At 64.5% G+C, this 26,117-nt stretch carries 29 protein-coding genes; 18 read left to right on the top strand and 11 right to left on the bottom strand.

Going from position 1 to position 26,117, the window contains the following annotated elements:
- Nucleotides 1–28: 28 nt before the first annotated feature.
- Both LK535_RS04850 and LK535_RS04845 read left to right on the top strand, forming a co-directional pair.
- Nucleotides 29–1,663 carry a CTP synthase gene (locus LK535_RS04850; protein ID WP_227770722.1) on the top strand — a complete coding sequence of 545 codons (1,635 nt, stop codon included), beginning with the start codon at nucleotides 29–31 and terminating at the stop codon, nucleotides 1,661–1,663.
- The gene (locus tag LK535_RS04845; RefSeq protein ID WP_227770721.1) at nucleotides 1,656–2,231 is read left to right on the top strand and encodes an NUDIX hydrolase; all 576 of its coding nucleotides are present in this window, start codon (nucleotides 1,656–1,658) and stop codon (nucleotides 2,229–2,231) included. Before LK535_RS04850 ends, LK535_RS04845 begins: the two co-directional genes overlap by 8 nt.
- Nucleotides 2,232–2,336: 105 nt before the next feature.
- On the opposite strand, the gene LK535_RS04840 is transcribed toward LK535_RS04845, so the two are convergent.
- On the bottom strand, nucleotides 2,337–2,807 hold the full coding sequence (locus LK535_RS04840; RefSeq protein ID WP_227770720.1) for an Hsp20 family protein: 471 nt from the start codon (nucleotides 2,805–2,807) through the stop codon (nucleotides 2,337–2,339).
- Nucleotides 2,808–3,017: 210 nt separating this feature from the next.
- Here LK535_RS04840 and LK535_RS04835 point away from each other — a divergent pair, with 210 nt between their 5' ends.
- Complete coding sequence (locus tag LK535_RS04835; protein WP_227770719.1) at nucleotides 3,018–5,519, top strand: TonB-dependent receptor; 2,502 nt, start codon at nucleotides 3,018–3,020, stop codon at nucleotides 5,517–5,519.
- 10 nt (nucleotides 5,520–5,529) lie between these two features.
- Here LK535_RS04835 and LK535_RS04830 read toward each other — a convergent pair whose 3' ends face one another.
- Complete coding sequence (locus LK535_RS04830; protein ID WP_227770718.1) at nucleotides 5,530–6,417, bottom strand: LysR family transcriptional regulator; 888 nt, start codon at nucleotides 6,415–6,417, stop codon at nucleotides 5,530–5,532.
- A gap of 122 nt (nucleotides 6,418–6,539) precedes the next feature.
- Here LK535_RS04830 and LK535_RS04825 point away from each other — a divergent pair, with 122 nt between their 5' ends.
- Both LK535_RS04825 and wrbA read left to right on the top strand, forming a co-directional pair.
- Nucleotides 6,540–7,253 (top strand): pirin family protein, encoded by a 714-nt coding sequence (locus tag LK535_RS04825; RefSeq protein WP_227770717.1) that lies wholly within the window; start codon nucleotides 6,540–6,542, stop codon nucleotides 7,251–7,253.
- 84 nt (nucleotides 7,254–7,337) lie between these two features.
- A complete protein-coding gene (wrbA, locus tag LK535_RS04820) occupies nucleotides 7,338–7,940 on the top strand; it encodes an NAD(P)H:quinone oxidoreductase (RefSeq protein WP_227770716.1) in 603 nt (200 codons plus the stop codon).
- 120 nt (nucleotides 7,941–8,060) lie between these two features.
- On the opposite strand, the gene LK535_RS04815 is transcribed toward wrbA, so the two are convergent.
- Nucleotides 8,061–8,840 (bottom strand): M15 family metallopeptidase, encoded by a 780-nt coding sequence (locus LK535_RS04815; protein WP_227770715.1) that lies wholly within the window; start codon nucleotides 8,838–8,840, stop codon nucleotides 8,061–8,063.
- Between the two features lie 47 nt (nucleotides 8,841–8,887).
- Here LK535_RS04815 and LK535_RS04810 point away from each other — a divergent pair, with 47 nt between their 5' ends.
- From LK535_RS04810 to LK535_RS16885, 4 genes are all read left to right on the top strand, one after another.
- The gene (locus LK535_RS04810; RefSeq protein ID WP_227770714.1) at nucleotides 8,888–9,538 is read left to right on the top strand and encodes an RluA family pseudouridine synthase; all 651 of its coding nucleotides are present in this window, start codon (nucleotides 8,888–8,890) and stop codon (nucleotides 9,536–9,538) included.
- On the top strand, nucleotides 9,531–9,929 hold the full coding sequence (arfB, locus tag LK535_RS04805; protein ID WP_227770713.1) for an alternative ribosome rescue aminoacyl-tRNA hydrolase ArfB: 399 nt from the start codon (nucleotides 9,531–9,533) through the stop codon (nucleotides 9,927–9,929). The genes LK535_RS04810 and arfB overlap by 8 nt, the downstream gene beginning before the upstream one ends.
- A gap of 12 nt (nucleotides 9,930–9,941) precedes the next feature.
- Complete coding sequence (locus LK535_RS04800; protein ID WP_227770712.1) at nucleotides 9,942–10,310, top strand: hypothetical protein; 369 nt, start codon at nucleotides 9,942–9,944, stop codon at nucleotides 10,308–10,310.
- Between the two features lie 91 nt (nucleotides 10,311–10,401).
- Entirely contained in the window at nucleotides 10,402–11,487 is a 1,086-nt protein-coding gene (locus LK535_RS16885) for a helix-turn-helix transcriptional regulator (RefSeq protein ID WP_227770711.1), read from the top strand.
- Between the two features lie 11 nt (nucleotides 11,488–11,498).
- On the opposite strand, the gene LK535_RS04790 is transcribed toward LK535_RS16885, so the two are convergent.
- Nucleotides 11,499–12,692 carry a mechanosensitive ion channel family protein gene (locus tag LK535_RS04790; RefSeq protein WP_227770710.1) on the bottom strand — a complete coding sequence of 398 codons (1,194 nt, stop codon included), beginning with the start codon at nucleotides 12,690–12,692 and terminating at the stop codon, nucleotides 11,499–11,501.
- A 136-nt stretch (nucleotides 12,693–12,828) separates the two neighbouring features.
- Nucleotides 12,829–13,779 carry a DNA topoisomerase IB gene (locus LK535_RS04785; protein ID WP_227771081.1) on the bottom strand — a complete coding sequence of 317 codons (951 nt, stop codon included), beginning with the start codon at nucleotides 13,777–13,779 and terminating at the stop codon, nucleotides 12,829–12,831.
- 171 nt (nucleotides 13,780–13,950) lie between these two features.
- Between LK535_RS04785 and LK535_RS04780 the strand changes: the two genes are divergently transcribed.
- From LK535_RS04780 to LK535_RS04770, 3 genes are all read left to right on the top strand, one after another.
- Complete coding sequence (locus tag LK535_RS04780; RefSeq protein ID WP_227770709.1) at nucleotides 13,951–14,502, top strand: type 1 glutamine amidotransferase domain-containing protein; 552 nt, start codon at nucleotides 13,951–13,953, stop codon at nucleotides 14,500–14,502.
- 40 nt (nucleotides 14,503–14,542) lie between these two features.
- Complete coding sequence (gene fdhD, locus LK535_RS04775; RefSeq protein ID WP_227770708.1) at nucleotides 14,543–15,331, top strand: formate dehydrogenase accessory sulfurtransferase FdhD; 789 nt, start codon at nucleotides 14,543–14,545, stop codon at nucleotides 15,329–15,331.
- 76 nt (nucleotides 15,332–15,407) lie between these two features.
- The gene (locus LK535_RS04770) at nucleotides 15,408–15,836 is read left to right on the top strand and encodes a hypothetical protein (RefSeq protein ID WP_227770707.1); all 429 of its coding nucleotides are present in this window, start codon (nucleotides 15,408–15,410) and stop codon (nucleotides 15,834–15,836) included.
- Here the strand turns inward: LK535_RS04770 and LK535_RS04765 are convergent.
- Nucleotides 15,833–16,132 carry an HNH endonuclease gene (locus LK535_RS04765; protein WP_227771080.1) on the bottom strand — a complete coding sequence of 100 codons (300 nt, stop codon included), beginning with the start codon at nucleotides 16,130–16,132 and terminating at the stop codon, nucleotides 15,833–15,835. The genes LK535_RS04770 and LK535_RS04765 overlap by 4 nt on opposite strands.
- A 134-nt stretch (nucleotides 16,133–16,266) precedes the next feature.
- Here LK535_RS04765 and LK535_RS04760 point away from each other — a divergent pair, with 134 nt between their 5' ends.
- Together LK535_RS04760 and LK535_RS04755 are read left to right on the top strand one after the other, a co-directional pair.
- Nucleotides 16,267–17,013 (top strand): SDR family NAD(P)-dependent oxidoreductase, encoded by a 747-nt coding sequence (locus tag LK535_RS04760; RefSeq protein ID WP_227770706.1) that lies wholly within the window; start codon nucleotides 16,267–16,269, stop codon nucleotides 17,011–17,013.
- A complete protein-coding gene (locus LK535_RS04755) occupies nucleotides 17,013–18,080 on the top strand; it encodes an ecdysteroid 22-kinase family protein (RefSeq protein WP_227770705.1) in 1,068 nt (355 codons plus the stop codon). Before LK535_RS04760 ends, LK535_RS04755 begins: the two co-directional genes overlap by 1 nt.
- Nucleotides 18,081–18,083: 3 nt before the next feature.
- Here LK535_RS04755 and LK535_RS04750 read toward each other — a convergent pair whose 3' ends face one another.
- Complete coding sequence (locus LK535_RS04750) at nucleotides 18,084–18,974, bottom strand: alpha/beta fold hydrolase (protein ID WP_227770704.1); 891 nt, start codon at nucleotides 18,972–18,974, stop codon at nucleotides 18,084–18,086.
- Nucleotides 18,971–19,759, bottom strand: coding sequence for an SDR family NAD(P)-dependent oxidoreductase (locus tag LK535_RS04745; RefSeq protein WP_227770703.1), 789 nt, complete (start codon nucleotides 19,757–19,759; stop codon nucleotides 18,971–18,973). Before LK535_RS04745 ends, LK535_RS04750 begins: the two co-directional genes overlap by 4 nt.
- A 99-nt stretch (nucleotides 19,760–19,858) precedes the next feature.
- Between LK535_RS04745 and LK535_RS04740 the strand changes: the two genes are divergently transcribed.
- The 4 genes from LK535_RS04740 to LK535_RS04725 all read left to right on the top strand — a co-directional run bounded on the left by LK535_RS04740 (nucleotide 19,859) and on the right by LK535_RS04725 (nucleotide 24,300).
- Nucleotides 19,859–21,196 carry a flavin-containing monooxygenase gene (locus tag LK535_RS04740; RefSeq protein ID WP_227770702.1) on the top strand — a complete coding sequence of 446 codons (1,338 nt, stop codon included), beginning with the start codon at nucleotides 19,859–19,861 and terminating at the stop codon, nucleotides 21,194–21,196.
- Nucleotides 21,193–22,260, top strand: coding sequence for an acyl-CoA dehydrogenase family protein (locus LK535_RS04735; RefSeq protein WP_227770701.1), 1,068 nt, complete (start codon nucleotides 21,193–21,195; stop codon nucleotides 22,258–22,260). The genes LK535_RS04740 and LK535_RS04735 overlap by 4 nt, the downstream gene beginning before the upstream one ends.
- Nucleotides 22,257–23,450 (top strand): acyl-CoA dehydrogenase family protein, encoded by a 1,194-nt coding sequence (locus LK535_RS04730; RefSeq protein ID WP_227770700.1) that lies wholly within the window; start codon nucleotides 22,257–22,259, stop codon nucleotides 23,448–23,450. Before LK535_RS04735 ends, LK535_RS04730 begins: the two co-directional genes overlap by 4 nt.
- A gap of 85 nt (nucleotides 23,451–23,535) precedes the next feature.
- On the top strand, nucleotides 23,536–24,300 hold the full coding sequence (locus LK535_RS04725; protein ID WP_227770699.1) for an SDR family oxidoreductase: 765 nt from the start codon (nucleotides 23,536–23,538) through the stop codon (nucleotides 24,298–24,300).
- Nucleotides 24,301–24,310: 10 nt separating this feature from the next.
- On the opposite strand, the gene LK535_RS04720 is transcribed toward LK535_RS04725, so the two are convergent.
- From LK535_RS04720 to dapB, 3 genes are read right to left on the bottom strand one after another with little or no spacing between them, the layout of a single operon-like run.
- Entirely contained in the window at nucleotides 24,311–24,736 is a 426-nt protein-coding gene (locus tag LK535_RS04720; protein ID WP_227770698.1) for a DUF1801 domain-containing protein, read from the bottom strand.
- Nucleotides 24,736–25,383, bottom strand: coding sequence for an endonuclease III (nth, locus tag LK535_RS04715; protein WP_227770697.1), 648 nt, complete (start codon nucleotides 25,381–25,383; stop codon nucleotides 24,736–24,738). The genes LK535_RS04720 and nth overlap by 1 nt, the downstream gene beginning before the upstream one ends.
- Nucleotides 25,380–26,108, bottom strand: coding sequence for a 4-hydroxy-tetrahydrodipicolinate reductase (dapB, locus tag LK535_RS04710; protein WP_227770696.1), 729 nt, complete (start codon nucleotides 26,106–26,108; stop codon nucleotides 25,380–25,382). The genes nth and dapB overlap by 4 nt, the downstream gene beginning before the upstream one ends.
- Nucleotides 26,109–26,117 lie beyond the last annotated feature (9 nt).

The following is a 26,117-nucleotide window of genomic DNA, read 5'->3' as shown; positions in this document are numbered from 1 at the left end:
GCATGTTAGAGGCTAATCCGATATTCCCATGGCGCGGTTCATTTTCATCACCGGCGGCGTGGTCTCCTCGCTCGGCAAGGGTCTTATGGCGGCGAGCCTCGCGGCTCTCCTGCAGGCGCGCGGTTATCGCGTGCGGATCCGCAAGTTCGATCCTTACCTGAACGTCGATCCGGGCACGATGAGCCCGTACCAGCATGGCGAAGTCTATGTGACCGACGATGGGGCGGAGACCGATCTCGACCTTGGCCACTATGAACGCTTCACCGGCGTGGCTGCGCGGCAGAGCGACAACGTGACCTCTGGCCGGATCTATCAACAGATCATTCAGCGCGAACGTCGCGGTGATTATCTGGGTGCGACGGTTCAGGTGATCCCGCACGTTACCGACGCGATCAAGGCGTTCGCGCGCGATCAGACGGACGATCTGGACTTCGTGCTTTGCGAGATCGGCGGCACCGTGGGCGACATCGAGTCGCTCCCGTTCATCGAGGCGATTCGGCAGCTGAAGAACGAAGTAGGCCGTGGCAACGCCATCAGCGTTCACGTGACGCTGGTGCCGTATATCGCGGCAGCCGGTGAGCTGAAGACGAAGCCGACCCAGCATTCGGTGCGCGAGCTGGCGGCATTGGGCGTTCAGCCCGATGTGCTGGTCTGCCGCTGCGAAAAGCCGTTGCCGCCGTCCGAACGCGCGAAGATCGCGCTGTTCTGCAATGTGCCGGAAGGCGCCGTCATCCCGGCGCTGGATGCCAAGAGCATCTATGCGGTGCCGCTTCAGTATCACGCCGAGGGCCTCGACTCGGAGGTGCTGCGCGCCTTTGGCATCACGCCGTCTTCGCCGCCGGACCTGTCGCGCTGGACCGAGATCGTGGACCGCCTGACCAATCCGGAAGGCGAAGTGACGGTGGGCGTGGTCGGCAAATACGTCGGCCTGCAGGACGCCTATAAGTCGCTCAACGAAGCGCTGGTCCACGGTGGCATCGCCAACAAGGTGAAGGTTAATATCCGCTGGATCGACGCGGAACTGTTCGAGAATGACGACGCGGAGATCGCGGCGCAGCTTGAGCCGTGCGACGCCATTCTCGTGCCCGGCGCCTTTGGCGAGCGCGGTGCCGAAGGGAAGATCGCCAGCGTCCGCTTCGCGCGGGAGCGTGAGATCCCGTATTTCGGGATCTGCTTCGGGATGCAGATGGCGTGCGTCGAGGGCGCGCGTGATCTCGCCGGCATCAAGGAAGCATCCTCCACGGAGTTCGGCCCCACCACGGAGCCAGTGGTCGGCCTGATTACCGAGTGGATGGGCCGCGACGGGCTGCAGAAGCGCGAAGCGGAAGGCGATCTTGGCGGCACGATGCGGCTTGGCGCCTATGAGGCGAAGCTCGCCGGGAACAGCGTCGTTGCCTCGATCTACGGCGACACCACCATCCATGAGCGGCATCGTCACCGCTACGAAGTGAATACCGCTTACAAGGACGCGCTGGAGAAGGGCGGCCTGGTGTTTTCGGGCATGTCGCCAGACGGCATGCTGCCCGAGATCGTCGAGCGGCCGGACCATCCCTGGTTCGTTGGCGTGCAGTTCCATCCCGAACTGAAGTCGAAGCCGTTCGACCCGCACCCGCTGTTCGCCAGCTTCATTGGCGCTGCGGTGAAGCAGAGCCGGCTTGTCTGAACAGGAAGAAGGCGACCTGCCGCCGTGGCAGGTCGTGTCCTCCCGCCGGGTGATCGATGATCCCTGGCTTCGGGTGCGCGCAGACGATTGCGTAACCGCGGAAGGGGTGCGGATCGCCCCCTTCTTCATTACGGAGCACCCCGACTGGGCGATCGTGGTCGCGATCGATGAAGACGACCGATTGCTGCTGGTCGATCAATATCGCCACGGATGGGGCATCACGAGTCGCGAGCTGCCGACCGGTGCCATCGATCCGGACGATGCAAACCCTGTTGCGGCCGGGCAACGCGAGCTTATCGAGGAAACAGGCTATGGCGGCGGCGAGTGGACGCTTGTCGCCACCCTGGCGCCCAATCCCGCCAATCAGTCGAACCGCTGCTACGCGCTACTCGCCAGCGGCGTCAGTAAGCTCGCCGAGCCAAAGGACGAGCCGACGGAGCGCCTGCGGCTTTCCGCGGTCCCGGTGCCCCAAGCACTGGCGATCGCGCGGTCGGGGGGGATTGTACAAGCCATGCATGTCGCCGCGCTCGCTATGGCATTGCCGGCTCGTTGGAGCAGTGAGCGCTGATGCCGCCAGAGGCGGCGCGGGTGTTCGGAAAAGATGAAGGCGCCCGGGCCCATCGGCCCGGACGCCCCACGACGCCTCGAAAGGGAGCAAAGAGGCGCCGAGCAGTTAGGCGGCTTGCGCCTCGTTCTCGTCACGCTTGTCCTCAACCACAGTCGGCTTCGAGCCGCTTTTGATCGAGATGGTCTTCGGCTTCATCGCCTCAGGCACTTCGCGCACCAGATCGATCACGAGCAGACCGTCGTTCAGCCGTGCATCCTCAACGAACACGAAATCAGCGAGTTCGAAGCGGCGCTCAAAGCTGCGGGTCGCAATGCCGACATGCAGGAAGTTCGGGCCGGTCGCCTTATCGTCCTTCTTGCCGGCAACGAGCAGAAGGTTCTGCTGCGCCGTGATCTCGATCTCGTCGCGGGAGAAGCCGGCCACGGCAAGCGTGATACGGTAACGATCCTCGGCAAGACGCTCGAGATTGAAGGGCGGATAGTTTTCGGACGACGAGCGGGCATTCGCCTCAATAAGGTCGAACAGACGATCGAAGCCGATGGTCGAGCGGCGATAGGGGGTAAGGTCCAGACGCATCTTCAATTCCTCCATTGAGCGAGTTGAAAAGCGGCGGCGTGCATGTTGCCACGTCACCGTCTGTGCGGCCCGTACGCGGCACCGCACGCGGGGAAATCTGGTAAGGTCAAGTGACTTTTCAAGAGGCGAGATCAAAATCCACTAGGCTGATGGGGTATTGATTCCCTACTTTTCCGATGGGAGAAGACATGATCTTCTTAGGGGGCGACCATGTCGATAACTCTTGCCATCATTCTCGCTCAGGCCGCCGCTGCCGAGGCCGGTCAGCAGCCGGTGGAATTGCAAAGCCAAGTCTCCACCAATCAGGCGGGCCAAACGCCAGCCGATCAGCCTGGGGAGCCAGCGGAGGAGGTCGGGCGCCTGGGGCCGGCCCAGCAAGGGGGCGGTGACATCGTCGTGACCGCGCGGCGCCGGGCAGAGACGGTGCAGGACGTGCCGATCGCCATGTCGGTTATTGGCGGCACGGCATTGGCGGAGACTGGCGCGTACAACGTCAACCGACTGACGCAGCTGCAACCCTCGCTCCAATTCTATTCCACCAATCCGCGCAATTCGGCTGCCAATATCCGCGGATTGGGGGCACCGTTCGGTCTGACGAACGACGGCATCGAGCAAGGGGTCGGCATCTATGTCGACCAGGTTTATTACAGCCGCATCGCGTCCGCGACGTTCGACTTCACGGACACGGAGCGGATCGAGATCCTGCGCGGGCCGCAAGGCACGCTCTATGGCAAGAACACGACCGCCGGCGCCATCAACATAACGACGCGCAAGCCGAGCTTCGAGACCGAAGCGCGCGTAGAAGTGACCGGCGGCAACTACGAGTTCTTCCAGGGCAAGTTCTCGCTTTCGGGGCCGCTGGTGGACAATGTGGTCGCCGCGCGCATTTCAGGATCGGTGACCACCCGCCGCGGCACGGTTTACAACACGCTGCAGCGTGAGTGGCAGAACAGTCAGGACAATATCGGCCTGCGCGGTCAAATGCTGTTCCAGGCAGCGCCGAACTTCGACGTGACGCTTTATGCCGACTACAACCGGCAGAACCCGAATTGCTGCGTGCAATATTATGCCCGGGTGGGCGCCACGCAGCGGCCGCTGGCACGCCAATATGCGGCACTTGCCGCGGCATTCGGCTATGCCCCCCCTTCGACCAATGCGTTTGATCGGCTGACGGATGTCGACACCGACCTGCAAGCCAAGCAGGAGCTTGGCGGTGCGTCAGCGCTGGCGAACTGGAACTTGGGAGCGGGAACGCTGACGTCGGTAACGGCGTGGCGTTTCTGGCATTGGGGTCCTTCCAATGATCGCGACTTCATTGGCCTTCCCGTGACGCCAGTTTCCGCCAATCCGTCTCAGCAGAGCCAGTTCACGCAGGAACTGCGCTTCGCCTCGGATACCAAGGGGTCGGTCGATTACACCGTCGGCGCGTTCTATTTCTATCAGACGCTGGATACCCAGGGCCTGCAGGTGCAGGGCCCGGCCGCGAGCCGCTTCCTGCTCAATCCCGGCAACCCACCATTTGGCCCGAATGGTTGCGCCACCGCGACGGCGGCAGCCTGCAACCCGCCTATCCTGAACGGCCTCACGTCACGCAACCAGATCAGCTTCAAGAACACATCGGCTGCGCTGTTCGGCAAGCTGACCTGGCGGCCCACGGAGCAGTTGGAGATCGCACCAGGCCTGCGCGTCAATTACGACAAGAAAGAAGGGCAATATATCGCCACGGTCACGACCGGAGCCGGCAGCACGACGCTGACCAACGATCAACGCGGTGTTCTTGCCCCCCAGAGCTACAGGCCCGAGTTCGACAACTGGAATATCTCCGGCGACATCACTGTGTCTTATGAGTTCGCGCCGGACATCCATTACTATGCCACCTATGCCCACAGCTATAAGTCCGGTGGCATCAACTTGTCCGGGCTTCCGCTGGACGGCGCGAACAATCCGATCCTGGCGGTTCAGACGATCGATCCAGAGACGGTGAACCATTTCGAACTGGGCTTGAAGACGCAGTTCTGGGACCGGCGTGCGACCGTGAACGTCGCCGCATTCTGGACCGAGATCGACGATTATCAAGCGACGGTGAACAACCAGCAAGTGGGCGTTCTGCGCGGCTATCTCGCCAATGCCGGCAAGGTGCGCACGCGGGGCGTCGAGGTGGATAGCGCGTTTCGGCCGTTCGACGGGCTGAACCTGTACGTCAACGGCGCTTATACTGACGCCAAATACGTCCGCTTTGTGGACGCACCGTGCCCGCCGGAACTGTCGGGTGGTACGACGGCCGCGGCGGGGCAGGCGGCGAGCGCGCCGGGCACGCCGGGGGGGATCAGCCCGCAATCCTGCAACATTTCCGGACAAGTGCTGCCGGGCGTTTCCAAATGGGCGTTCAGCTATGGCGCCGAATATGGCATCCCGACCCAGATCGGTGGCCTGTCAGGCCAGGTGTATATCGGCTATGACGGCAGCTACCGTTCGCAGTTCTCGTCGAACCCGTCGCCGTCGCGCTATACCTGGGTGGATGGCTACGCCCTGTCGAACTTCCGGTTGGGCTTCAAGAATGACGATGGGCTGAATGTCTTCGCCTGGCTGCGCAATGCGTTCGACGAGGATTATTTCGAGCTGCTTGCCACTCAGTCCGGGTCAACTGGCCTCATCGTCGGCCAGCCGGGCGATCCGCGTACTTACGGCGTGACCCTGTCAGCGCGGTTCTGATTGGTGTCGCTCAGTCCCGCAAATGATCGCTGAGATACGCGATCAACGCCTCCACTCTGGCGGGGCGTAGCGGGCTGGGCGGTGTCAGAAGGTGCAAACCGATCGGCTCCGGGCGCCAGTCCGGCAGCAGCTCCACCACGGCTCCATCGCGGAGCGTATTCCCCAGGATGAAGGCGGGCAGGCGCGCTATTCCGAGCCCGCCGACAAGCGCGGGGATCAGCGCTTCGCCACTATTGGCCGCCAGCGGGCCCTGAGCCTTGACCGAAATTTCCGCTCCGCCGGGACCACGGAAACGCCATGGGCCAATGAGGTTCGTGTACCCGAGCAGCTGGTGGTCACCGAGCTGGCCCGGATGCGTCGGCGTGCCGTGCCGTTCCAGATAGGCCGGCGCTGCCACGAGATAGGATTGGATGGAGCAGAGCCGGCGTGCTCGCAGCGAGCTGTCGGGCAAATCCGCGATGCGCAGCGCAATATCGAAACCCTCCGCGACGATGTCGACCCGCGCGTCGGACAAGTGAAGTTCGACCTCAATGCCGGGATGGGCGGCTAGGAAGTTGGTGAGGAGAGGGGCAACCTTGCTGACGCCGAAGGTCATCGGAGCGGCAAGGCGGATCCGGCCCGTGGGGGCGTGAGCTGCGTCACGCGCGGCCTCCTCCGCCGCGTGCGCCGAGGCAAGGATCATGGCCGCATGTTCGGCCAGCGGCCGTCCTGCCTCGGTCAATGCCAGGCGGCGCGAGGTTCGGTGGAACAGCGACTGGCCAAGATCAGCCTCAAGCCGGGAGATGGCTTTCGAGATCGTGGCCTTGCTCAGCCCGAGCGCCTCGGCAGCAGCAGTGAAGGAGCGGTGCTCGGCCACCGTGGCGAAGATGGCCCAGGCTTCAAGATCGGGCAGGCGCATAAAGGCGGTACTCGCTGTCTTTACCGCCGCGTGCTTACAAGCAGAAACAATCCGTTTCAATCGTTTCTGTTTATGTAGCGAACCGACGCTCTTACCTGTGTTGCAACAGACGGAGGTTCATCATGACCGACACTCGCACTCACATCGACATCCGGCCCTTCGCAACCCTTGGACATGCCGATCACGGCTGGCTGGATGCGCGGCACCACTTCAGCTTCGCCAGCTATCACGATCCCGCGCGCATGGGCTGGGGCGCAATCCGCGTCTGGAACGACGATACCATCGCGCCGCAGACGGGCTTTCCCCCACATCCGCACAGCGACATGGAGATCATCACCTATGTTCGCAGTGGCGCGATCACTCACCAAGACTCGATGGGAAACAGGGGGCGTACCGCAGCCGGCGACGTTCAGGTGATGAGCGCCGGTTCGGGCGTTCGCCACGCTGAGTATAATCTGGAAAGCGAGCCGACCACCTTGTTCCAGATCTGGATCCGCCCGCGGAGCAGTGGCGGCAGCCCGAGTTGGGGTGCCAAGCCCTTTCCCAAGCACGACCGGTCGGGCCGCTTCGTGACGCTGGCGAGCGGGTTCGCCGAGGATAACGACGCGCTGCCGATCCGTGCCGATGCTCGGGTCATGGGCGCGACGTTGAAGCAAGGCGAGCGCGTCACCTACGTGGTCGGGGACGGCCGCCATGCGTATCTGGTCGCGGCTGCGGGGGCGATCACCATTGATGGCGAAGCGGTAGCGACGCGTGACGGGGTCGCCCTGGGCGGCGGCTCCTATGAGATCCTCGCCACTGCGGACTCGGAGCTTGTTCTCGTCGACGCCGAATGAATGAAGCCGGCTCCGCCAGTCCTGGGCGGAGCCGGCATTTTCCACCGACACTTTTCCCTACGGGCCAATCAAAAGGAGATATTCATGACCAAGGTTCTCGTTCTTTATTACTCATCCTACGGGCACCTCGCCAAAATGGCCGACGCCGTGGCTGAAGGCGCGCGCGAGACGGGGGCTCAGGTCGACGTGCGGCGTGTGCCAGAAACCGCTCCCGCAGAAGTCGCCGCCGCTGCCGGTTTCAAGGTCGATGATTCGCATCCCGTGATCGAAGGCGTGAACGCTCTGGCGGAATACGATGCCATCATTATCGGCGCGCCGACGCGGTTCGGCCGTATGCCGAGCCAGATGGCAGCGTTCCTCGATCAGGCCGGCGGGCTGTGGGCGCGCGGCGCGCTGAACGGCAAGGTCGGCGGCGCCTTCACCTCCACCGCCACCCAGCACGGCGGCCAGGAAGTGACCCTGTTCTCAATCATCACGAACCTTTTGCACTTCGGCATGACGGTCGTTGGTCTCGACTATGGCTATCAGGCGCAAATGACGATGGAGGCGATCCACGGCGGCTCGCCTTATGGCGCGACCACGCTGGCGAGCGGGGATGGCAGCCGTCAGCCGAGCGATGTCGACCTGGGCGGCGCCCGTTACCAGGGCAAGCGGATCGCCGAGACCGCGGCCAAGCTTTCGGCCTGATTGTCGACCTTCTCGCTCACGGCTCCCCGCGGATCGGGTGAGCCGTAGCGGTAGCCAGTGCCCAAGAGCGCCTCGCACAGACCTGCCGTTCCTCACGGCAGGTCTGTGCGCCCGTGCCGCTTAGCTGACGGTCCGATCCCCGCGCCGGTTCTTCTTCTTGCGTTTGCCCTTCTTCGGCTCCTCCGGTGCTGCCGGGGTCAGGGTCCGGACGACCGGCGGGGGAGTGATCAGCGGCGCTGGATCGACCGCCGGATCAGCGGCAAACTCCTTGCGCGCTCTGGCGAACAGGAAGCGGGCGCGAGCGGCTCCGGGCGCGCTGCCGGATACGCCTACCCAGCGCCAATGCCATGGCTCCCATTTGACGCCCTGTTTGTTGCTGGGCGGGAAAGACATTTCGAAGCCGAAGCGCGTGGCGTTCGCCGCGAGCCAGCGGAAGGCCGGTTTCGCGGCCATGCACGCCTCCGCATCGGGGCAGCCGTCAGCCGGGCGAACGGTGAAATCGAGCGCATAGCCGGTCGCATGCTCGCTGTGCCCGGGCGGCGCCGCTGAGATCGCCCGGTCGGCGCCGCTCTCACTCTCTCGTGTGCGACAGAATGTGCTTTGCTGATACGAAAGCGAGCGGTGGCATGAAAAAGCGTACAATCGCCCCTGCACGGCGGGGTCGCCAGCGGCGGCGGTGATGAGGCGTTCGAGATCGGCCGCTACCTCCGGCCGCAATCGGCATGCGCCGACCGCGAGGTGAGACGGAACTGCCACAAGCGTCCCGGGCGCAGCATCCCCATAGGGAAGGTGGCCAAGCGCGCGCCCGTCAGTCCCGATGGCGACGCTCACGCCGTTGCATAATTGAGCCTCGGCAGGTGCGGCGGCGAGCAGAACAAGGAGCGGAAAGTGAGCGCGCATCCTTGTCACTCTGGCCTCGGGAGGCTCGGGATGGCAAGGGCGGTAACATGCTTGGAGACCGAGTGCTCTTCCTCGATGGCGAGGCGTTGATAATCGATAAACCGGCGGGCCTGCCGGTGGATCGGCCGCGCGACGGCGCGATCAGCCTGGAGAATCACCTTTCGAACCTCACCTTCGGTTTTCGTCGCTGGCCCCAGCCGGTGCATCGACTGGATCGCGATACCAGCGGCTGTCTGCTCTTGTCGCGCAATCCCAAGGCCCACGCGCGGTTCCAGCAGGCGTTCGAAACGGGTGCCGTGACGAAGCGCTATTTGGCCATTCTCGATGGGGTGCCATCAGGCGAAGAAGGGACGATCGATATGCCGCTGGCGAAGATTTCGTCGGCGGAGCAGGGCTGGCGCATGCACCACGACCCGGCGGGCAAGGCGGCGCGCACGGGATGGCGCGTGATCAAGGTACAAGACGGCCGGGCGCTGGTGGAATTTCGACCGGCGACGGGACGTACACACCAAATCCGCGTCCATGCGCTCGAGGGGCTGGGCATACCCGTCCTGGGTGACCCGACCTATGGGAGCGGCCATCGTTCGGGCATGATGCTGCACGCAGCCGAGTTAATCGTGCCCCGGCCCGGCAAGCCTGATGCCGCTGCGCAGGCGCCCTGGCCGTCTCGGTTCCGGGACGTAGGCTTCGATGATTGATGTACCCGAGGACGCGCTGGAAGAGCGTTTCCTCGCGGCGACCGGCCCCGGTGGGCAGAACGTCAACAAGGTGGCGACAGCGTGCCAGCTGCGCGTCGACGTGTTCCGGCTGGGCCTGCATCCTGAGACTTACCGGCGGCTGAAGCTGCTGGCGGGATCCCGGCTCACGATGTCAGGCACGCTTGTTCTCACCGCTCGCCGGTACCGCACGCAGGAAGCCAATCGCGCAGACGCTCGCGAACGGTTGGCGGAGCTGCTCGCCAAGGCTGAGGAGCGCGACGCCCGGCGGGTAAAGACAAAGCCGACGCGCGCGGCCAAGGCCAAGCGGCTCGATGAGAAGAAAGGCCGGGGTGCGGTGAAGGCGGGGCGCGGGAAGATCCGCGACTATTGAACGCGTCGCGCCGTGTATTATATCGCCCACACACCTACTGGCGGGACGGCAATGGCGAAAAAAGGCAAGAAGAGCGGCTTCCGAATTCCGAAGGAGATCGGCGGCGTGAAAGTGCCGAAAGAGGCGCGCCGCGCCGGTGAAGCCTTGATCGACAGGGCCAACAGCCCCGCAGGGCGTCAGGCGCTCGCTTCGGGCCTTGCGATGGCGGCGACCGTTGCCGCGGCAGCGGCGGCGCGGCAGACGCGTCATCACGACTGCTCTTCTAAGTCGGACTCAGACAAGGAAGGGCCGGGCGCCGGTGGCACGGACGCCAACCGGGTAGCAGACGCCATCGGTGAGGCGGCGAACGCGTTCATGAACCGGATCTTCGGCCAAAAGTAGTCACACAGCGCTGAGGGAAACGTCAGCGCCGCCGCTTCCTAAGTGGCAGACGCTACGGTAACGCTCTGTTGAAGCAACAGAGTCGCAGTGAGTGGCCGGGACGAAGGACATAACGAACCAGTTCCTGGAGGCCGCAGTCGACCCGGCACGTTGGATGGACGTGCTGGAGCGTCTCGCGCATGAAACCGGCTCCGATCATGCTCAGATCATCGGTGTGGGGCCAAGCTTTTCACTTGAGTTCAACTGGGTCAACGACATGGATGCTTCGGCCCATGCTGTTGCCGACCGCGCAGAATTGATGACGCCGGCGACCAATTATCGTGTCGCTGCGGGGCTCACCCAATCCTCTCGGACGATTTCCTGGGAAGACAGATACGAGGCGATCAAGCCGCACCTGACCGACGACGCTTACCTCGACATGTGCAACGACCTGCGGATACCCTTTGGTTGCCAGACCAATCTGCTTGTCGAAGCAGACGGATTGATCGGCTTTGCGCTTCTGCGGTCGGATCGAAACGGGCCCACGGACGCAGAGACGCGCGCCTTGTTCGCCAGCGCGTGCGCACCTGCTGCCGCCGCTGTGTCGCTTCAGGCGGGGCTCGAGCGTGAGGGATATCAGCTAGTGGCCGGCGCTTTCGAAGTGATGAGCGTCGCGTGTTTCGTGCTGGATCGGTCCATGTCCGTTCGGGCGATGAGCCGCGCGGCCGAACAATTGCTTTCAGATGGTACGTTGCAGTTGGTGGATGGCCGTGTGACTGCCTCGTCTCCCGGCGCCCAGCGCCGGATCCGGTCGGCTACGACAGCGTTGATGGAGGGCCGGGCTGCGGCTGCCAGTGTCGCCGCACCGGACGCCGCCGGCATGTTGATGCTGAAGGTGCATCGCCTGCCGTCGCGCGAATGGAATATGGGCTTTGCGCCGTTTGCCATCCTGATCGCCAAACGCCCGCCGGGCGGGAGCGACGCGGATGTTGCGGTTCTTCGCGACGCCTACGGGTTGACCGTGGCCGAGGCGGAGATTGCGATGCTGTTGAGGGCAGGGCGAACGCGAGAAGCGATATGCGCGGTGCGTGCCATCACGCGCGAGACCCTGCGCAGCCACCTAAGATCGTTGTTTTCCAAGCTGGGCGTGAAGAAGGAAACGGAGGCCATTCACCTACTGCACGCCCTGCTTAGTTGATGAGGCAGCGATCAGGGATCGTTACGATCCCGGGAAGCTGACGCAACCTCATGAACGGCCTGCACCTCGGGATAGGGCATGATCAGTTTGCCGTCCGGAGCCGCGGTAAACGTGGTCTGCGTGGGATAGGGGATCGCAATCCCCTCGGCATCGAAACGGCGGTAAATAGCGAGGCCAACGGCATGCCGGGCATCATAGGCGGTCTGGTAATCCGCAGTCGTTGATTCGAATTCGAGTTCGAAGTCGATCGATGATGCTCCGAAGCTGACGAAACCCGCGCGCACGAAAACCTGATCGTTGCGCTCCACCTCTTCCTTGAGGATCTGAGGGAGCCGATCCAGCAGATCGCGGCTGGTTTCATAGGCGACACCGATGGCGAGCTTGGTTCGGCGACGATCGCGCTGCGTATTGTTGACGATCTCCTTGTCCAGAAGGTTGCGGTTCGAGATGATCCGCTGCTCCCCGTTAACACCTCGGATGCGCGTGGACTTGAGGCCGATCTCCTCCACGGTGCCGGAACTGGAATCGTAGGTGATCGAATCGCCGCGACGGAATGGCCGGTCGAAGATGATCGCGAGCGCCGCGAAAAGATCGGCAAAGATCCCTTGCGCCGCAAGGCCGATGGCGATGCCGCCGACGCCAAGACCAGCGACAAGGCCGGTGACGTTCACGCCAAGATTGTCGAGGACGACGACCAGCGCGATGGCAAAGACCACGATGGTCACCAGCAGGCGAATGAGCCCCATCGCGTTCATCAGCGCTTCGCCGGAGTAGTTTTCCGCCCGGGTGCGATGCTCGATGGCGCCCAGGATCAACTCGCGTGCCCATGTCGCCGCCTGGAAGACGGCGGTCAGGGTGAAGAGGAAGTTGATCGTGGTCGCGACTATAACCGGTGGATCGGCATAGCCTGCCACCAACTGGGCGGCGACCATGATGATGAAGAAGGTGCTGGTGCGCTCGATCGCCCGGCCGAACACGGCTGACCAACCTTTGCCGGTGTGCGACCGGCCGGCGAGCCGCGGTCCGAGGCCGCGAAGCCACAAAAGGGCAAGGGCGATGGTGGTGCCGATCGCCAATGCAATCGCAATTTGCAGCCAATGCGCGCCGAACCAGTCGACGCTGGAGATCCAGAAGGTGGATATCTGCTGCTGAACGTGGTCGGCGGATATTTTCGGCAGGGGTGCCGCGCTGTTCTTCGCTGTCATCCGATCCTTCTACGATATTTAAATAGCCGCTGCGCCAGCGGAGATTGTCCTGTCGATCCCGGAGGTACGTCAGTCGATGCGCAGACGGCGAACGTGCATGGAACGGGCGCCCTCATGATTTCGCGGGATGCGGCGTTCACGCCGCCTCTCGCGCGCTTCCATTTTCGCCGGTTTCCAGAAAGGCGATTAGTCCTCGCTCGGCGCGGCTGAGCCACCGAGTGGTACGGGGAAGATGCAAGGCGCTCCGGAAGGCTTCCTGCCCATCCTTGATTAGCGCGATCAAGGCGGGATGGACGTAGGATTTGCGCGCGATAGCAGGGGTATTACCGAGCCGTTCCGTCACGGGCGCAAGCAAGGTCTTGAGGCTGATGTCCTTTTTCGCATGCGCCAGGGTTTCGAACGCGATCACGCTCGCCCCCCAAGTGCGGAAATGCTTGGCGGTGAAGTCCTCGCCCATCGCTTCCTTGATATAAGCGTTCACGTCCGAGGACGTGATCGGGCGAGCTTCCCCGCAGTCATCGACATATTGAAACAGCTTCTGACCGGGTAGATCCTGGCACCGCTTCACAAAGCGGGCGAGGCTGCCATCGGTAATGGTTAGCATCCGCAGCTTGCCGGACTTCGCCTTGTACTGAAGCTTCAACGTGCTGCCGCGGATCTTTGCGTGCCGATCACGCAGCGTCGTGACCCCAAAGCTCTTGTTGCTCTTGGCGTACGTTTCGTTGCCGATTCGCAGGTGCGCGATGTCTAGCAATTTGACGATCGCCGCGATCGTCTTTTCCTTGGAATGACCGCGGGTTTTGAGATCGGCCTCAACCCGCTCGCGAAGCCGGGGAAGCGCCCTGCCAAACGCGGCGCACAGATTATACTTCTCATCCTCCCGCGCGGCGCGGAATTCCGGGTGATAGCGATATTGCTTGCGGCCTTTTTCGTCCCAGCCGACGGCCTGAATGTGACCCGCCGGGTCCGGGCAGAACCATGCGTCGCGGTACGCGGGCGGCAGGCCGATGGCATTCAGCCTGTCAATTTCATCACGATCGGTGATGCGGCTACCTTGGGGATCGAAATAGGCCCAGCCATGGCGCATCTTCTTCCGGGTAATCCCCGGCTCCTCATCGTCGTGGTATACGATCTTCGTCGACGCCACTGGGCAACCTCCACATATCCCCGGAAATGCGTGGGCAGCCGCGCGGGTTCCGGAACGGGCCAGTCTCCCGCCGGTTATGGAGGGAAACCTGCATATCGGAGTTCCAGCGACATGGCCGACCTATCTCAAGCACGCGTGCTCATCCTCGCAACCGATGGCTTCGAGGATGCTGAACTGTTCGAGCCTCGCCAGGCGCTGCTCGACGCCGGCGCGCAAGTGACGCTGGCCTCGATCAAGACCGATCCGATCCAGGGCGTGAAGGGGGACACGGACCCGACGCGCACCATCACGCCGGATCTGACGCTGGATCAGGTCGACACCGAGGATTACGATGCGCTGCTGCTCCCCGGCGGTGTCGGCAATCCTGACAAGATGCGCATGGAGGATCGCGCCGTAGCGATCGTTGGTGAGTTCATGGATGACGACAAGATCGTCGCCGCCATTTGCCACGCCCCGTGGTTGCTTGTGGAAGCGGACGTAGTGGACGGGCGCCGCGTCACGAGCTGGCCGTCGGTTCGAACCGACCTGGAAAATGCCGGCGGTTATGTCGTGGACGAGGAGGTGGTGATCGACGAAAACCTGATCACTAGTCGCAAGCCGGACGATATCCCCGCATTCAACCGTGCGCTGATCGCTGCGCTGGAGGATGAACTCACCGAATGACGGCTTGTCCCTCACGCATGCGCGCCGCACGATGCCGCGCATGACGAGCGAGGTGCGACCGGCGGCGATCACAAGCCACTTCAAGCGAGTGCCTGCGAGCGGGCCTGCGGTGCCGGTGTCGCGAGCGCTGGCGGATGAAGTGCCAATCGCCATTGAGTGCAACGGCGTTGCCTATGCGGTGCTGATGGCGACGCCCGCTGCCGTGGAGGAACTCGCCGCCGGCTTTGCTCTTGGCGAGCGGTTGATCGACGGCGTGGACGACCTCCGCGGTATCGACGTGCATGATACAGGGGAGGGGATCCTCGTCCGGCTCAGCCTTGCCAGACGGGTGGCCGAACGCATCACCGAACGGGTTCGCCATAGGAGCTCGGACGCGTCATGTGGCCTGTGCGGAGTGGAGACGCTTGCGCAGGCGCTGCGGCCATTGCCTGCCGCAAAGCCTTGGGATGGTGACGACGCGGCGGTTTTCGCGGCCTTTCACGCCCTGCGGGATCATCAACCGCTCAATGCGGAGACGGGCGCGGTTCACGCAGCGGCGTCCTGCACGCGCGAGGGCGCAATCCGGGCCGTGTACGAGGACGTGGGCCGGCACAACGCCTTCGACAAATTGATCGGGTCCATGCTGCTTGCGCGGCAGGAGTGGGGCGGCGGCTTTGCCCTGCTCACCTCGCGCTGTTCGTTCGAACTGGTCGAGAAAGCGGTTCTCGCCGGATGTCCGATGCTCGCCACCATTTCGGCTCCGACCGGGCTTGCCGTGGAGCGGGCGGAGCGGGCGGGATTGGCGCTGCGTTCACTGGTGCGCGCAGATGCCTTGCTGGCAAGCGGATGACGGCGGGACTCCGTCGGGCGTGTTAGTGCCTGCTTCCGCTTATTGTCCGAGACAGCCGGTGCGGTAAGGGCGCTTCATGCGCCCGTTCCTCAAATCCGTTCTGCTGGGCGCTCTGGCCGGCGCGGCGCCATATCTGCTCGCGTCGCTCCTGTTCACATTGGTGGCAATTCCGCGTGCCTTCACCAGCATGCGTGAGTTCGCATCGCTTTTGTTGCTCGCTGCCTCTCCGATGATCGTTGCTGTTCCGATCGTCACAGCCGGCGGGCTCATGATCGGATTGCCCACATCGCGCCTATTGAAGCGGTGGAACAAGGAGAACGGCCTTACCTATACGGGTGCCGGGGGCGGCTCGGGAGCCTTGATGGCGTTGATCCTGGGGCTGCTGCTCGATGTGCCAGACCTGGCATGGGCGGCGTTGCTAGGAGCCCTAAGCGGGGCGGTGACTGGCTTCAGCTGGTGGCGACTGGCGAGATCGCCACACGCCCGAGCGCCCGAGGCGCGCTAACGCGGTCGTCGGGTCGGCGCGTGGAAGTCGGGCGGCTTGTTTGCAATCCAGCGCAGAAAGCGGGACATGGCCGGCAGTGCCCGCACCGCCTCCAGATCGGCAAGGCGTGCCAGCGTGTTATTGTCCGCCGCGGCGTGAATAGCGCGATGGCAGATCGGGTGGACTGGCGCCGTCTGAGTGCCACCCTTGCTTTTCGGAACGACATGGTGCCACTCGACCCGCGCGCCAAACAGGCGGCCGCACAGCGCGCATTCCGCGGGAGGTGGCGGAGCGATGCGAGCCTCCGCTGCAGCCATAGCGATCTTGCGTTTGACCCGTCCCATCGAGGCTTCATGTAGTGTCTTGGACAGCCGCTTGCAGCGGGCGGCGCAATCGGCATAACAACGGTTAAGTCAGCCGGCTTACGATCGGCGACACCAGGAGAAGATGCATGGCCGAACCTCACCCCTTGTTCGATCTGATGGGCAAGGTCGCGCTGATTACCGGGGGCTCTCGTGGGCTGGGTCGTGAGATGGCGCTCGCCTTCGCAGACGCCGGCGCGGACGTCATCGTCTCCAGCCGCAAGGCAGAAGCGTGCGAGGCGGTTGTTGCAGAGATCGAGGCGAAAGGCCGCCGTGCTGCGGCCATTCCGGCGCACGCGGCCAAATGGGACGAAATGGATCGGCTGGCGGACGCGGCCTGGGAGGCGTTCGGGAAGATCGACATCCTGGTTGCGAATGCCGGCATGGGGCCGCTGGTGCCGAGCCATGAGGTGTCCGAGGCGCTGTTTGACAGTGTCGTCGGGCTGAATTTCAAAGGGCCGTTCCGCCTGATGGCGAACATTGCGCACCGCATGGCGCAGGGGGAAGGCGGCACAATCCTAGCGACCTCGTCAATCGCCTCGCTGCGTCCGACGCCGATGGTGGTGCCCTATGCCGGGGCAAAGGCAGCACTGAACGCGATGGTTTCCAGCATGGCCCATGAATACGGACCAAAGGTGCGCGTCAATGCGATCGCCGCTGGCCCGTTCCTTACCGACATCTCCAAAGCGTGGACCGAGGAAGCGCGCGAGAAGACAGATAGCGCCGCAGGCCGGCCCGGGCGCCCCGAGGAGATCGTGACGAGCGCGCTATATCTCGCGAGCCCAGCGTCGAGCTTCGTCACTGGCACCGTGATCCGCTGTGACGGTGGCTGCTGATGGCGGCGGATCTGGAGGCAGGGGCCGTTGATGCGGCATGGCTAACCACCCGGCTGCGCAATGCCGGCGTGCTGAGGGACGCACGCGTGATTGCGGTCGACGCTACGCCGGTCGGCGTCGGCATGCTCGGAGATTCCATTCGCTTCGCGGTGAATTATGACATTGAAGAAGGTGCGCCCGCGTCATTCGTCGGAAAGTTTGCGAGCGCCGATCCTACCAGTCGGCAAACGGGTGCGGGCTTCGGCCTCTACGAACGCGAAGTCGGCTTTTACCGTCACGTCGCTGATACTGTGGCGGTCCGTTCGCCCAAATGTGTGTCCGCAGAGCATGATCCGGCCGATGGCACCTTCGCGCTGCTGCTGGAGGATTTGACGCCGGCACGGGCGGGCAACCAACTGACTGGTTGCGGACTGGCTGACGCCGAGCGGGCGATGGAGCAGGCGGCAGCCTTGCACGGGCCGCGGTGGAATGATGCGACGCTGCGTCAGCATGCATTTCTAGACACAAGCGGCGCACGCGACTTCGTTATCAGCGTGTTTCCGGATTGCCTGGCCGAGTTTCACCGCCGCTACGATGGCGTGCTGGAACCAGAATATATGGCAGTGTGCGACCGCTATGGTGCGCTGATTGCCAGTGCCCCGACGCACCAACCGGCCAACTTCACGCTGACGCATGGCGACTTCCGGCTCGACAACATGCTGTTCGACGCGCGAGGCGGAGAGGTGCCGCTGGCGGTGCTCGACTGGCAGTCGCCGGCGATCGGCCTTGGCGCAGTCGACGTCGCGTATTTCCTTGGCCTCGCGCTATCGATCGAGGATCGTCGGGCGCATGAGCGGCATCTGCTGGAATATTACCTCGATCAGCTGCGCGGATATGGCGTAGGCGACTATGGCTATGACGATCTCTACCGCGACTATCGGCTGACCTTGTTGTCCGGCGTCTCCACCGCGGTTTTCGCCTCCGCCTCCACCAAGCGGACGGAACGCGGTGACGCGATGTTCCTGGCTATGGCGCGTGGCGGTTGCGCCCAAGCAATCGACTGCGATGCATTGGCGTTGATGGCGTGACCGTCACGAACGCGGCAGCCACTCCTTGATGATCTCGTTGACCTTTTCCGGCGCTTCCTGCTGCACCCAGTGGGAAACACCGGGGAGGCGCCGGATCGTCAGGTCCTTCACGTAACGCTCGGTGCCGTCGAGCGTCTCCAGCCCGAGCGCCTTGTCCTCCTCGCCCCATACGATCAGCGTCGGCACATCCACCTTGCCGTCGCCAAGCCCCATCGCGTTGCGATTGCGCAGCGCGGCGCGGTACCAGTTGACCATCGCGGTCAATGCGCCAGGGCGCTGCGCCGCCTTGGCGTAGACGTCGAGCACCTCGTCGGGGAAGCGGCTCTTGTCGACGGCCATGCCACGGAACGCCTCGCGGATCCCGCGCGCGTCGTTCCGGCCGAGCGACCATTCGGGCAGAAACGGAAGCTGGAAGAAGGCGACATACCAGCTGCGCTTGCGCTGCGGCCCGTGCTTCAGCGCTTCGGCGAAGCATAGAGGGTGGGGTAGGTTCATCACCACCAGCCGCTCGATCGGCCGCTTCTTGCCGATTGCGAACAGCCAGGCGATTGCGCCGCCCCAATCGTGCGCCATCAGCGTGAGCTTCTTGGCGCCGCTCGCGTCGAACAGCGCGGCCGCGTCCGCGACGATCTGGTCGGAACGATAGGCGGCGACGCCCTTGGGTCGCGAGGAGGCGCCATAGCCGCGTTGGTTGGGGGCCCAGACGCGATAGCCCATCTCCGCCAGCAGCGGCATCTGGTAGCGCCAGGAGAAGTTCAGCTCCGGGAAGCCGTGAAGGCACAGGATCAGGTGGTCGCCGCTTCCTGCCTCGGCCACCTCGAAGACACGGCCGTTGGCGGCGACCTCGTGGATGGTGATGCCGCTATCGGCGGGCGGGCTCCAGCTCGGGGTCATGCGGCGGCTCCCTCCGCTGCGGCGGCGGCGTAGCGATACAGGTTCGGCTGACCCGTCCAAGCGGTCTGGCCCCCGTCTGCGACGAACGCGGCGCCGGTGACGTAGGAGGCGGCGTCGGAGGCGAGAAAGGCGATCACCTCGGCCATTTCTTCCGGTGTGCCGGCGCGGCCCATGGGGATGGTATCGTGCCAGCCCGCTTCAAGGCCGGGGATCGTCTTGGCGCTGGCCGTGAGCGGCGTGGCGATCAGGCCGGGGCAGAGGCAGTTCACGCGGATGCCTTCGCGCGCGTGATCGACCGCAAGGCTGCGGGTGTAATTGATCACGCCCGCCTTGGCGGCATTGTAGGCGGTGAAGCCATAGTCGCCGCCCATGCCGGAAATTGACGCGGTGTTGACGATCGCGGTCGACCGACCCGTCATGTGCGGGATCGCCGCGCGGCAGGCGTAGAACACCGCATTGAGGTCAATCGCGATGACCCGCTCCCACGTTTCAGGCTCGAGATCCGGCGTCCGTCCGAAGCAGCCGATGCCCGCATTGTTGACGAGAACGTCAAGCCGGCCGTGCGCTTCCACGGTCTTTGCCACCACACTCTCTACTGCGCTGCGGTCCGCCACGTCGGCGGCGAGCGCCATTCCGCCGGTTTCCCGCGCGACCGCGTCTGCCGCTTCCGCGACGAGATCGACCACCACGACATGCGCGCCTTCGCTGCCCATCAGGCGCGCCGTCGCGGCGCCGATGCCGGAGCCGCCGCCGGTGATCAGCGCCACCTTGTCTTTGAACCGCATCCTGCTCTCCCCTCGTGCGGGCCGGTTGATTCGGCGCTCGCTTCGGGCCATCATAACTTTGGTTATGGCCGCGGGAAGAGGGCGGCTGGGGAGATGGACATGGTGGAGAGGAAACGCGCCTGTATCATCGGCGCGGGCTGCTCGGGCTTCACGACCGCAAAGCGGCTGAAGGACGAAGGTATCTCGTTCGATTGCTTCGAGATGTCGGACGATATCGGCGGTAACTGGTATTACAAGAATCCCAACGGAAAGTCGGCCTGTTACCAGTCGCTGCATATCGACACCTCTAAGTGGCGGCTGGCGTTCGAGGATTATGCGGTGCCCGCCGACTGGCCCGATTTCCCGAGCCACGCGCAGCTGTGGCAATATTTCTGCGACTATGTCGATCACTTCGGTCTGCGGCCACTGATCACCTTCAACACCGAAGTGAAGAAGGCAGAGCGCAAGGCTGATGGCGGTTGGGTGGTGACGCTGTCGACCGGCGAGACGCGCGAATACGAGACGCTGTTCGTGTGCAACGGCCACCATTGGGATCCGAACGTCCCGAGCTACCCGGGCAGCTTCGACAACCCGCATTTCCACGTCCACAGCTATCGCGATCCGTACGATCCGGTGGACCTTCGCGGAAAGAACGTCGTCGTCGTCGGCATGGGCAATTCGGCGATGGACGTCGCGAGCGAACTGTCGCAGCGGCACCTCGCCAGGAACCTGTGGGTCTCGGCCCGCCGCGGCGTGTGGGTTCTCCCCAAGATGGCGGGCGGCAAGCCGATGGACAAATCGGCCATGCCCACCTGGATCCCGCGCAAGCTCGGCAAGGCGCTGGCGCGGCGCGCGGTGAAGAAGCTGGTCGGCCGGATGGAGGATTACGGCTTGCCCAAGCCCGATCACGAGCCGCTCGACGCACATCCCAGCGTCTCCGGCGAATTTCTCACCCGGGCAAGCTGCGGCGACATTAAGTTCAAGCCGAACATCAAGGCGCTGGAGGGCACGCGCGTCCGCTTCCAGGACGACAGCGTCGAGGAAGTGGACGCGATCATCTACGCCACCGGCTACAAGATCAGCTTCCCGTTCTTCGATGATCCAAAGCTGCTGCCCGATGCGCAGAACCGCTTCCCGCTGTTCAAGCGGATGGTGATCCCCGGCATCCATGACCTGTTCTTCATGGGGCTGGCGCAGCCGCTGCCCACGCTGGTCAACTTCGCGGAGCAGCAGTCGAAGCTGGTCGCCGGGTTCATGACCGGTCGCTACGCGCTCCCGCCCGTCGCGGAGATGGAGCGGATGACGAAGGAGGACGAGGATCGCGAGCTCGGCGACTATTACAAGTCGCAGCGGCACACGATCCAGGTCGATTTCGCGCGCTACGTCGCGGATCTTCACAAGGAAGTCGCCAAGGGCGAACGCCGCGCCAAGGCACAGACAGGAAAGCAGGCCGCATGACCGATACGCTGGTGCGTCCCCCCGCATCACTCACCATGCTGGACGCGGACGATCGCGCTGCGCTGGTCGACAGCGTCCGCCGGCTGCTGGCTGACCGCTGCACCGAGGCCGACGTTCGCCGGATCATGGATAGCGAGAGCGGGCACGATCCCGCGCTCTGGCAGGCGCTGGCGGAACTCGGCGTCGTCGGCCTGGTCGCGCCGGAAGCCGCGGGCGGGGCGGGGCTGGGGCCGATCGAGCTTGGGCTGGTGATGGAAGAGGCTGGGGCCGCGCTGCTGCCCGCACCGCTCATCTCCACCGCCATCGCCACGACGCTCGCGCCGGACCTGCCCGGCATCGTCGACGGCTCGCGCATCGCCGCGGTCGCCTTTGTCGGCAGCCATGACTGGACACGCCGAGGCGATGTTCGGATGGACGGCGATCGCCTGACCGGCATGGTGCGCTTCGTTCCCGATGCCGCCATCGCTGACGTCATCATCGTGGCGAGTGACGATGGCGTGTTCGCGGTCGAGCGCAGCGACGTGACGGTGACGCCGCTGCCAGTCTTCGATCGCACGCGGCGGATGGCGGATGTCGCCTTCCACGGCCCCGCGACACGGGTCGGCGACGCGTCCCGCATCAAGGCGGCGCGTGATCTCGGCATCGTGGCGCTGGCCGGCGAGCAGGCCGGCGGCGCGCGCCGGACGCTTGAAATCACCGTCGCTTATGCCACCGATCGCCACCAGTTCGGCCGCGCGATCGGCAGCTTCCAGGCGATCAAGCACATGGCGGCGGACCTGTTGCTAGAAAGCGAATCCGCCACCTCCGCCGCGCGCGACGCAGCGCGGCAGCTGGCGGAGGGGACGGCCACCGTCGATGCCGCGGTAGCCCTTGCCGCCTTCGCCTGCGCCGATGCCTTCGTGCGCGTAGCGAAGGATGGCATCCAGATGCACGGCGGCATCGCCTTCACCTGGGACCATCCCGCCCATCTTTATCTGCGCCGTGCCCGATCGGGCGCGCAGCTGTTCGGTGACAGCAACGCCTGGCGCGAAAACTACATCCGGGCGCTGGAGGCGCAGGCATGAGCATTACCGACAAACAGCTCCAGGCCGAAGTCGAGGCCTGGCTCGCGGACAACTGGAAAGGCGTGCCGGCGCATCACGAAAGCTTCGGCCGTGATCCGCGCAGCGAGTGGCTGGCGAAAGTGCGCGATGCTGGCTGGGCCGTCCCGCGCTGGGCGCCCGAGTGGCAAGGTCGCGGCCTCACGAACGATCAGGCCAAGATCGTCGAGCGCGCCTTTGCGAAGCTGGGCGCACCCGGGGCTGGGCAGGATCGCTCCAACCTCTGGGCCAACACCGCGCTCGCGCATGCGACCGACAGCTTCAAGCGCAAGATCGTGCCGCAACTTCTCGCCGGCGAAGTTGGCATGTGCCTGCTCTATTCCGAGCCCGGTGCGGGATCGGATCTCGCGGCAGTGCGCACGCGCGCCGACAAGGTTGATGGCGGCTGGCGCGTCACCGGGCAGAAGGTGTGGACCAGCGGCGCGCGCGTGGCGGATTATGGGATGCTCATCGCCCGTACGGATTGGGACGTGCCCAAGCACCGCGGCATCAGCTTCTTCTTCTTGCCGATGAAGCAGGAAGGCGTCGAGGTCCGCCCGCTGCGCCAGATCACCGATGAAGCCCACTTCAACGAAGTGTTCATCGACAATGCCTTCGTCCCGGAAGAAAATCTGCTCGGCCCGCTGAACGGCGGCTGGGGCGTGCTGCAGACTGCGCTGGCATACGAACGCTCCGTGATGGGCGATGCGGCGCGCGGGCCGCGCTCGGGCGCCGGCGGTCCGAAGGGCGACTATTCGCTCCTCGGTTTGGCGAAAGAGGCCGGGCGGCTTGACGATCTCGTCGTGCGGCAGGACGTGGCGCAGGTGATCGCCTGGCGCGTGCTGAACAAGCTCAACACCGCCCGCGCCAAGGCGGAACTGGCGCAGGGCACCTCATCCTCGATCATGTCGCTGGGCAAGCTCGCGATGAGCCGCATCCTGCACGAGGAAGCACGCTTGCGCACGATGCTGCTTGGGCCCGAAAGCCTGCTTGAAGGGCCGGACCATCCCCGCGCGGAGGATGCGAACTTCCTCACCCTCAACGCCTATTTCACCTCGATCGGTGGAGGGACGGACCAGATCCAGCGCAACATCATCGGGGAGCGTGTGCTGGGCCTGCCCAAGGAGCCGGAAGTCGATCGCACCATACCGTTCCGCGAGGTGCGCGCGGGCTGACGTCACGCAACAAAGGCAGGGCGGTGGATGGAGCACGCCAGAGGCTCCGCCAGCCGCCCTAAGCCATCATATCGGGAGAGGATAAATGAGCAGGGCGATTTTCATCACCGGCGGTGCCTCCGGCATCGGCCTCGCCGCCGCGCGCCGTTTCGCGCGCGAGGGCTGGACGGTCGGCATCGGCGACATCGACGACACCGGCATGCGCCGCGTGGCCGAGGAGCTGGGCGCCTTCACGACGCGGCTCGACGTGCGCGATCGTGCGGAATGGGCGGCCGCGCTGGAGGCGTTCGCGAAGCACGCCAGCAAGATCGACGTGCTGCTGAACAACGCTGGCATCGCCCGCTACGGCATGTTCGAGGAAGTGACGCCCGAGGAATCCGATCTTCAGATCGACATCAACGTGAAGGGCGTGATCAACGGCGCCTATGCCGCGCTCGATCATCTGAAGAAGACCCGCGGCCGGCTGGTGAATGTCGCGTCGGTCGCGGGAATCGTCGGCTCTCCGGGGCTGGCGGTATACTCGGCGACGAAGCATGCCGTTCGCGGCCTTTCCGAGGCGCTGGACGCGGAGTTCACCCGCCACGGCGTCGACGTCACCTGCGTGATGCCGTTCTTCGTCGAAACGCCGATCCTCGATGCCGGCTCGAAAGGCAGCAATCGCACCATCCGCGATGCGATCGGCAAGTCACCTGTCTATACCGTCGACGAGGCGGCGAACGTCGTGTGGCAAGCGACGCACGGGCGCGACCGCGAATATATCGTCGGCAAGGCTGGCCGGCAGGCGAACTTCGCGCGCCGCTTCATGCCCAACCGGCTGCGCAAGCGGATGAAGGCGGCCTTCGCGACCTGACGGCGCAGCGTTAGGTGCCTGGCACCCATCCCGGGATCGCCGCCGCCTGCTTAACCCAGGCGGTGAACTGCGCAGCGTCGATCGGCTTGCCCTCGAACAGGTGCAGGTAGCGCGTATTCGGATCCTTCGAGCCAACTGGCGGCTCGGGATCGAGTGCGGCGCCGCGGAAGAAGGCGACCTTCACGTATTTCGTCGTGCAGTTGAACCCGAGGAAGAAGCCCTGACCGGGCACGCCATAGAGCGGCGTGTTCCACTTCACCGCCTTTGCGACAACGGGCAGCGCCGCGACGACCAGCGCATCGATCCGCTCGCCCACGGCGCGCTTCCAGCCAGGCATGGCGGCGATATAGGCCTGCACCGGCGCGTCGCCGTCCGCCTTCGGGATCTGCGGGTTGCCGCCGGTCAACAGCACGGGCTTGCGCGGATCCTCGCTCATCATCCGGCTCCGGGCGGGGGCGTCTTCGGCTTGAACGCGCACAGGTCAACCACCGGGCAGCGCCAGCATTCGGGCTTGCGCGCCTTGCAGATGTAGCGGCCGTGCAGGATCAGCCAGTGGTGCGCATGAAGGCGGAACGGCTGCGGCACCGTCTTTTCCAGCTTCAGCTCGACGGCGAGCGGCGTCTTGCCCTTGGCAAGGCCAGTGCGGTTGCACACCCGGAACAGATGCGTGTCGACCGCGAAGGTCTCCGCGCCGAACGCGACGTTCATGACGACGTTGGCGGTCTTGCGCCCGACGCCGGGCAGCTTCTCCAGCGCGTCGCGGTCGCCCGGCACCTCGCCGCCATGCTCGTCGATCAGTGCCTGGCTCAGCGCGATGACGTTCTTGGCCTTGCTGTTGAACAGGCCGATCGTCTTGATGTGCTGTTTGAGGCCTTCTTCGCCCAGCGCCACCATCTGCGCCGGCGTCGTCACTTCCGCGAACAGGCGGCGGGTCGCCTTGTTGACGCCAGCGTCGGTCGCCTGCGCCGACAGCACGACTGCCACCAGCAATTGATAGGTGTTGCCCGATTCCAGTTCCGTCTCGGGATGCGGATTGGCTTCGGCGAGGCGGCGGAAGAACTCGAAGACGTCCGCCTTCTTCAAAAGCCCAGCACCTCAGCCATTCCATAGCGTCCGGCTGGCCTGCCAGCGAGCCAAAGGGCGGCCTTCACCGCTCCACGCGCGAAGATCGATCGATCCTCTCCCCGATGGCCAAGTTCGATGCGCTCGCCTTCGCCGGCAAAAACGACTTGATGGTCGCCAATCACGGTTCCCCCGCGCAGCGATGAAAATCCGATCGTGCCTTCGGTTCGCGCACCGACCAGCCCTGCGCGTCCGTCGACACGCTCTTCATTGAGCGTGGTGCCTCGCCCGCGTGCGGCCGCTTCCCCGAGCAGCAAGGCGGTGCCTGAGGGCGCATCCACCTTGTGCCGATGGTGCATCTCGACGATCTCAATATCCCATTCCGGGCCGAGCCGCTGCGCCGCCTGCTGCACCAGAATGCCAAGCAACGTGACGCCAAGAGAGGTATTGCCGGTCTGCAGCACGGCGATCGTTTCTGCCGCTCGATCGATGAGCGCATGATGGGTTGCGTTCAGGCCAGTCGTCCCGATCACAATGGGGGTACCAGCCGCCACCGCGGCGGCCAGATGAGCCTCGAGCGCCGCAGGGGTCGAGAAATCCACAAGAACGTCGGCATCATGTGCCAACGGAACGGGATCCTCGCGGGCATCCACACCACCGGCAATGGAGGCGCCTTCGTCTCCGGCGATGGCAGCGATGACGCGTCCCATCCGCCCCGCGCTTCCGTAGATGCCGATCGCGGTCATGCGTTTCCC

Source organism: Sphingomonas sp. IC4-52, assembly GCF_020707225.1.
In the GTDB taxonomy this organism is placed as follows: domain Bacteria; phylum Pseudomonadota; class Alphaproteobacteria; order Sphingomonadales; family Sphingomonadaceae; genus Sphingomonas.
This window is presented reverse-complemented; position numbering and strand designations above follow the sequence as displayed.

Bases quoted from the DNA above. Each gene is read 5' to 3' on its own strand.
- LK535_RS04735 (WP_227770701.1), top strand. From the start codon at position 21,193: ATGACCGATACGCTGGTGCGTCCCCCCGCATCACTCACCATGCTGGAC.
- LK535_RS04785 (WP_227771081.1), bottom strand. From the start codon at position 13,779: ATGCGCCATGGCTGGGCCTATTTCGATCCCCAAGGTAGCCGCATCACC.
- LK535_RS04740 (WP_227770702.1), top strand. From the start codon at position 19,859: ATGGTGGAGAGGAAACGCGCCTGTATCATCGGCGCGGGCTGCTCGGGC.
- wrbA (WP_227770716.1), top strand. From the start codon at position 7,338: ATGACCAAGGTTCTCGTTCTTTATTACTCATCCTACGGGCACCTCGCC.
- LK535_RS04840 (WP_227770720.1), bottom strand. From the start codon at position 2,807: ATGCGTCTGGACCTTACCCCCTATCGCCGCTCGACCATCGGCTTCGAT.
- LK535_RS04780 (WP_227770709.1), top strand. From the start codon at position 13,951: ATGGCCGACCTATCTCAAGCACGCGTGCTCATCCTCGCAACCGATGGC.
- LK535_RS04745 (WP_227770703.1), bottom strand. From the start codon at position 19,759: ATGCGGTTCAAAGACAAGGTGGCGCTGATCACCGGCGGCGGCTCCGGC.
- dapB (WP_227770696.1), bottom strand. From the start codon at position 26,108: ATGACCGCGATCGGCATCTACGGAAGCGCGGGGCGGATGGGACGCGTC.
- LK535_RS04830 (WP_227770718.1), bottom strand. From the start codon at position 6,417: ATGCGCCTGCCCGATCTTGAAGCCTGGGCCATCTTCGCCACGGTGGCC.
- LK535_RS04825 (WP_227770717.1), top strand. From the start codon at position 6,540: ATGACCGACACTCGCACTCACATCGACATCCGGCCCTTCGCAACCCTT.
- LK535_RS04755 (WP_227770705.1), top strand. From the start codon at position 17,013: ATGGCGGCGGATCTGGAGGCAGGGGCCGTTGATGCGGCATGGCTAACC.
- LK535_RS04790 (WP_227770710.1), bottom strand. From the start codon at position 12,692: ATGACAGCGAAGAACAGCGCGGCACCCCTGCCGAAAATATCCGCCGAC.
- LK535_RS04850 (WP_227770722.1), top strand. From the start codon at position 29: ATGGCGCGGTTCATTTTCATCACCGGCGGCGTGGTCTCCTCGCTCGGC.
- LK535_RS04815 (WP_227770715.1), bottom strand. From the start codon at position 8,840: ATGCGCGCTCACTTTCCGCTCCTTGTTCTGCTCGCCGCCGCACCTGCC.
- LK535_RS04750 (WP_227770704.1), bottom strand. From the start codon at position 18,974: ATGACCCCGAGCTGGAGCCCGCCCGCCGATAGCGGCATCACCATCCAC.
- LK535_RS04770 (WP_227770707.1), top strand. From the start codon at position 15,408: ATGCGCCCGTTCCTCAAATCCGTTCTGCTGGGCGCTCTGGCCGGCGCG.
- LK535_RS04730 (WP_227770700.1), top strand. From the start codon at position 22,257: ATGAGCATTACCGACAAACAGCTCCAGGCCGAAGTCGAGGCCTGGCTC.
- arfB (WP_227770713.1), top strand. From the start codon at position 9,531: ATGATTGATGTACCCGAGGACGCGCTGGAAGAGCGTTTCCTCGCGGCG.
- fdhD (WP_227770708.1), top strand. From the start codon at position 14,543: ATGACGAGCGAGGTGCGACCGGCGGCGATCACAAGCCACTTCAAGCGA.
- LK535_RS04810 (WP_227770714.1), top strand. From the start codon at position 8,888: ATGCTTGGAGACCGAGTGCTCTTCCTCGATGGCGAGGCGTTGATAATC.
- LK535_RS04725 (WP_227770699.1), top strand. From the start codon at position 23,536: ATGAGCAGGGCGATTTTCATCACCGGCGGTGCCTCCGGCATCGGCCTC.
- LK535_RS04760 (WP_227770706.1), top strand. From the start codon at position 16,267: ATGGCCGAACCTCACCCCTTGTTCGATCTGATGGGCAAGGTCGCGCTG.
- LK535_RS04720 (WP_227770698.1), bottom strand. From the start codon at position 24,736: ATGAGCGAGGATCCGCGCAAGCCCGTGCTGTTGACCGGCGGCAACCCG.
- LK535_RS04835 (WP_227770719.1), top strand. From the start codon at position 3,018: ATGTCGATAACTCTTGCCATCATTCTCGCTCAGGCCGCCGCTGCCGAG.
- LK535_RS04765 (WP_227771080.1), bottom strand. From the start codon at position 16,132: ATGGCTGCAGCGGAGGCTCGCATCGCTCCGCCACCTCCCGCGGAATGC.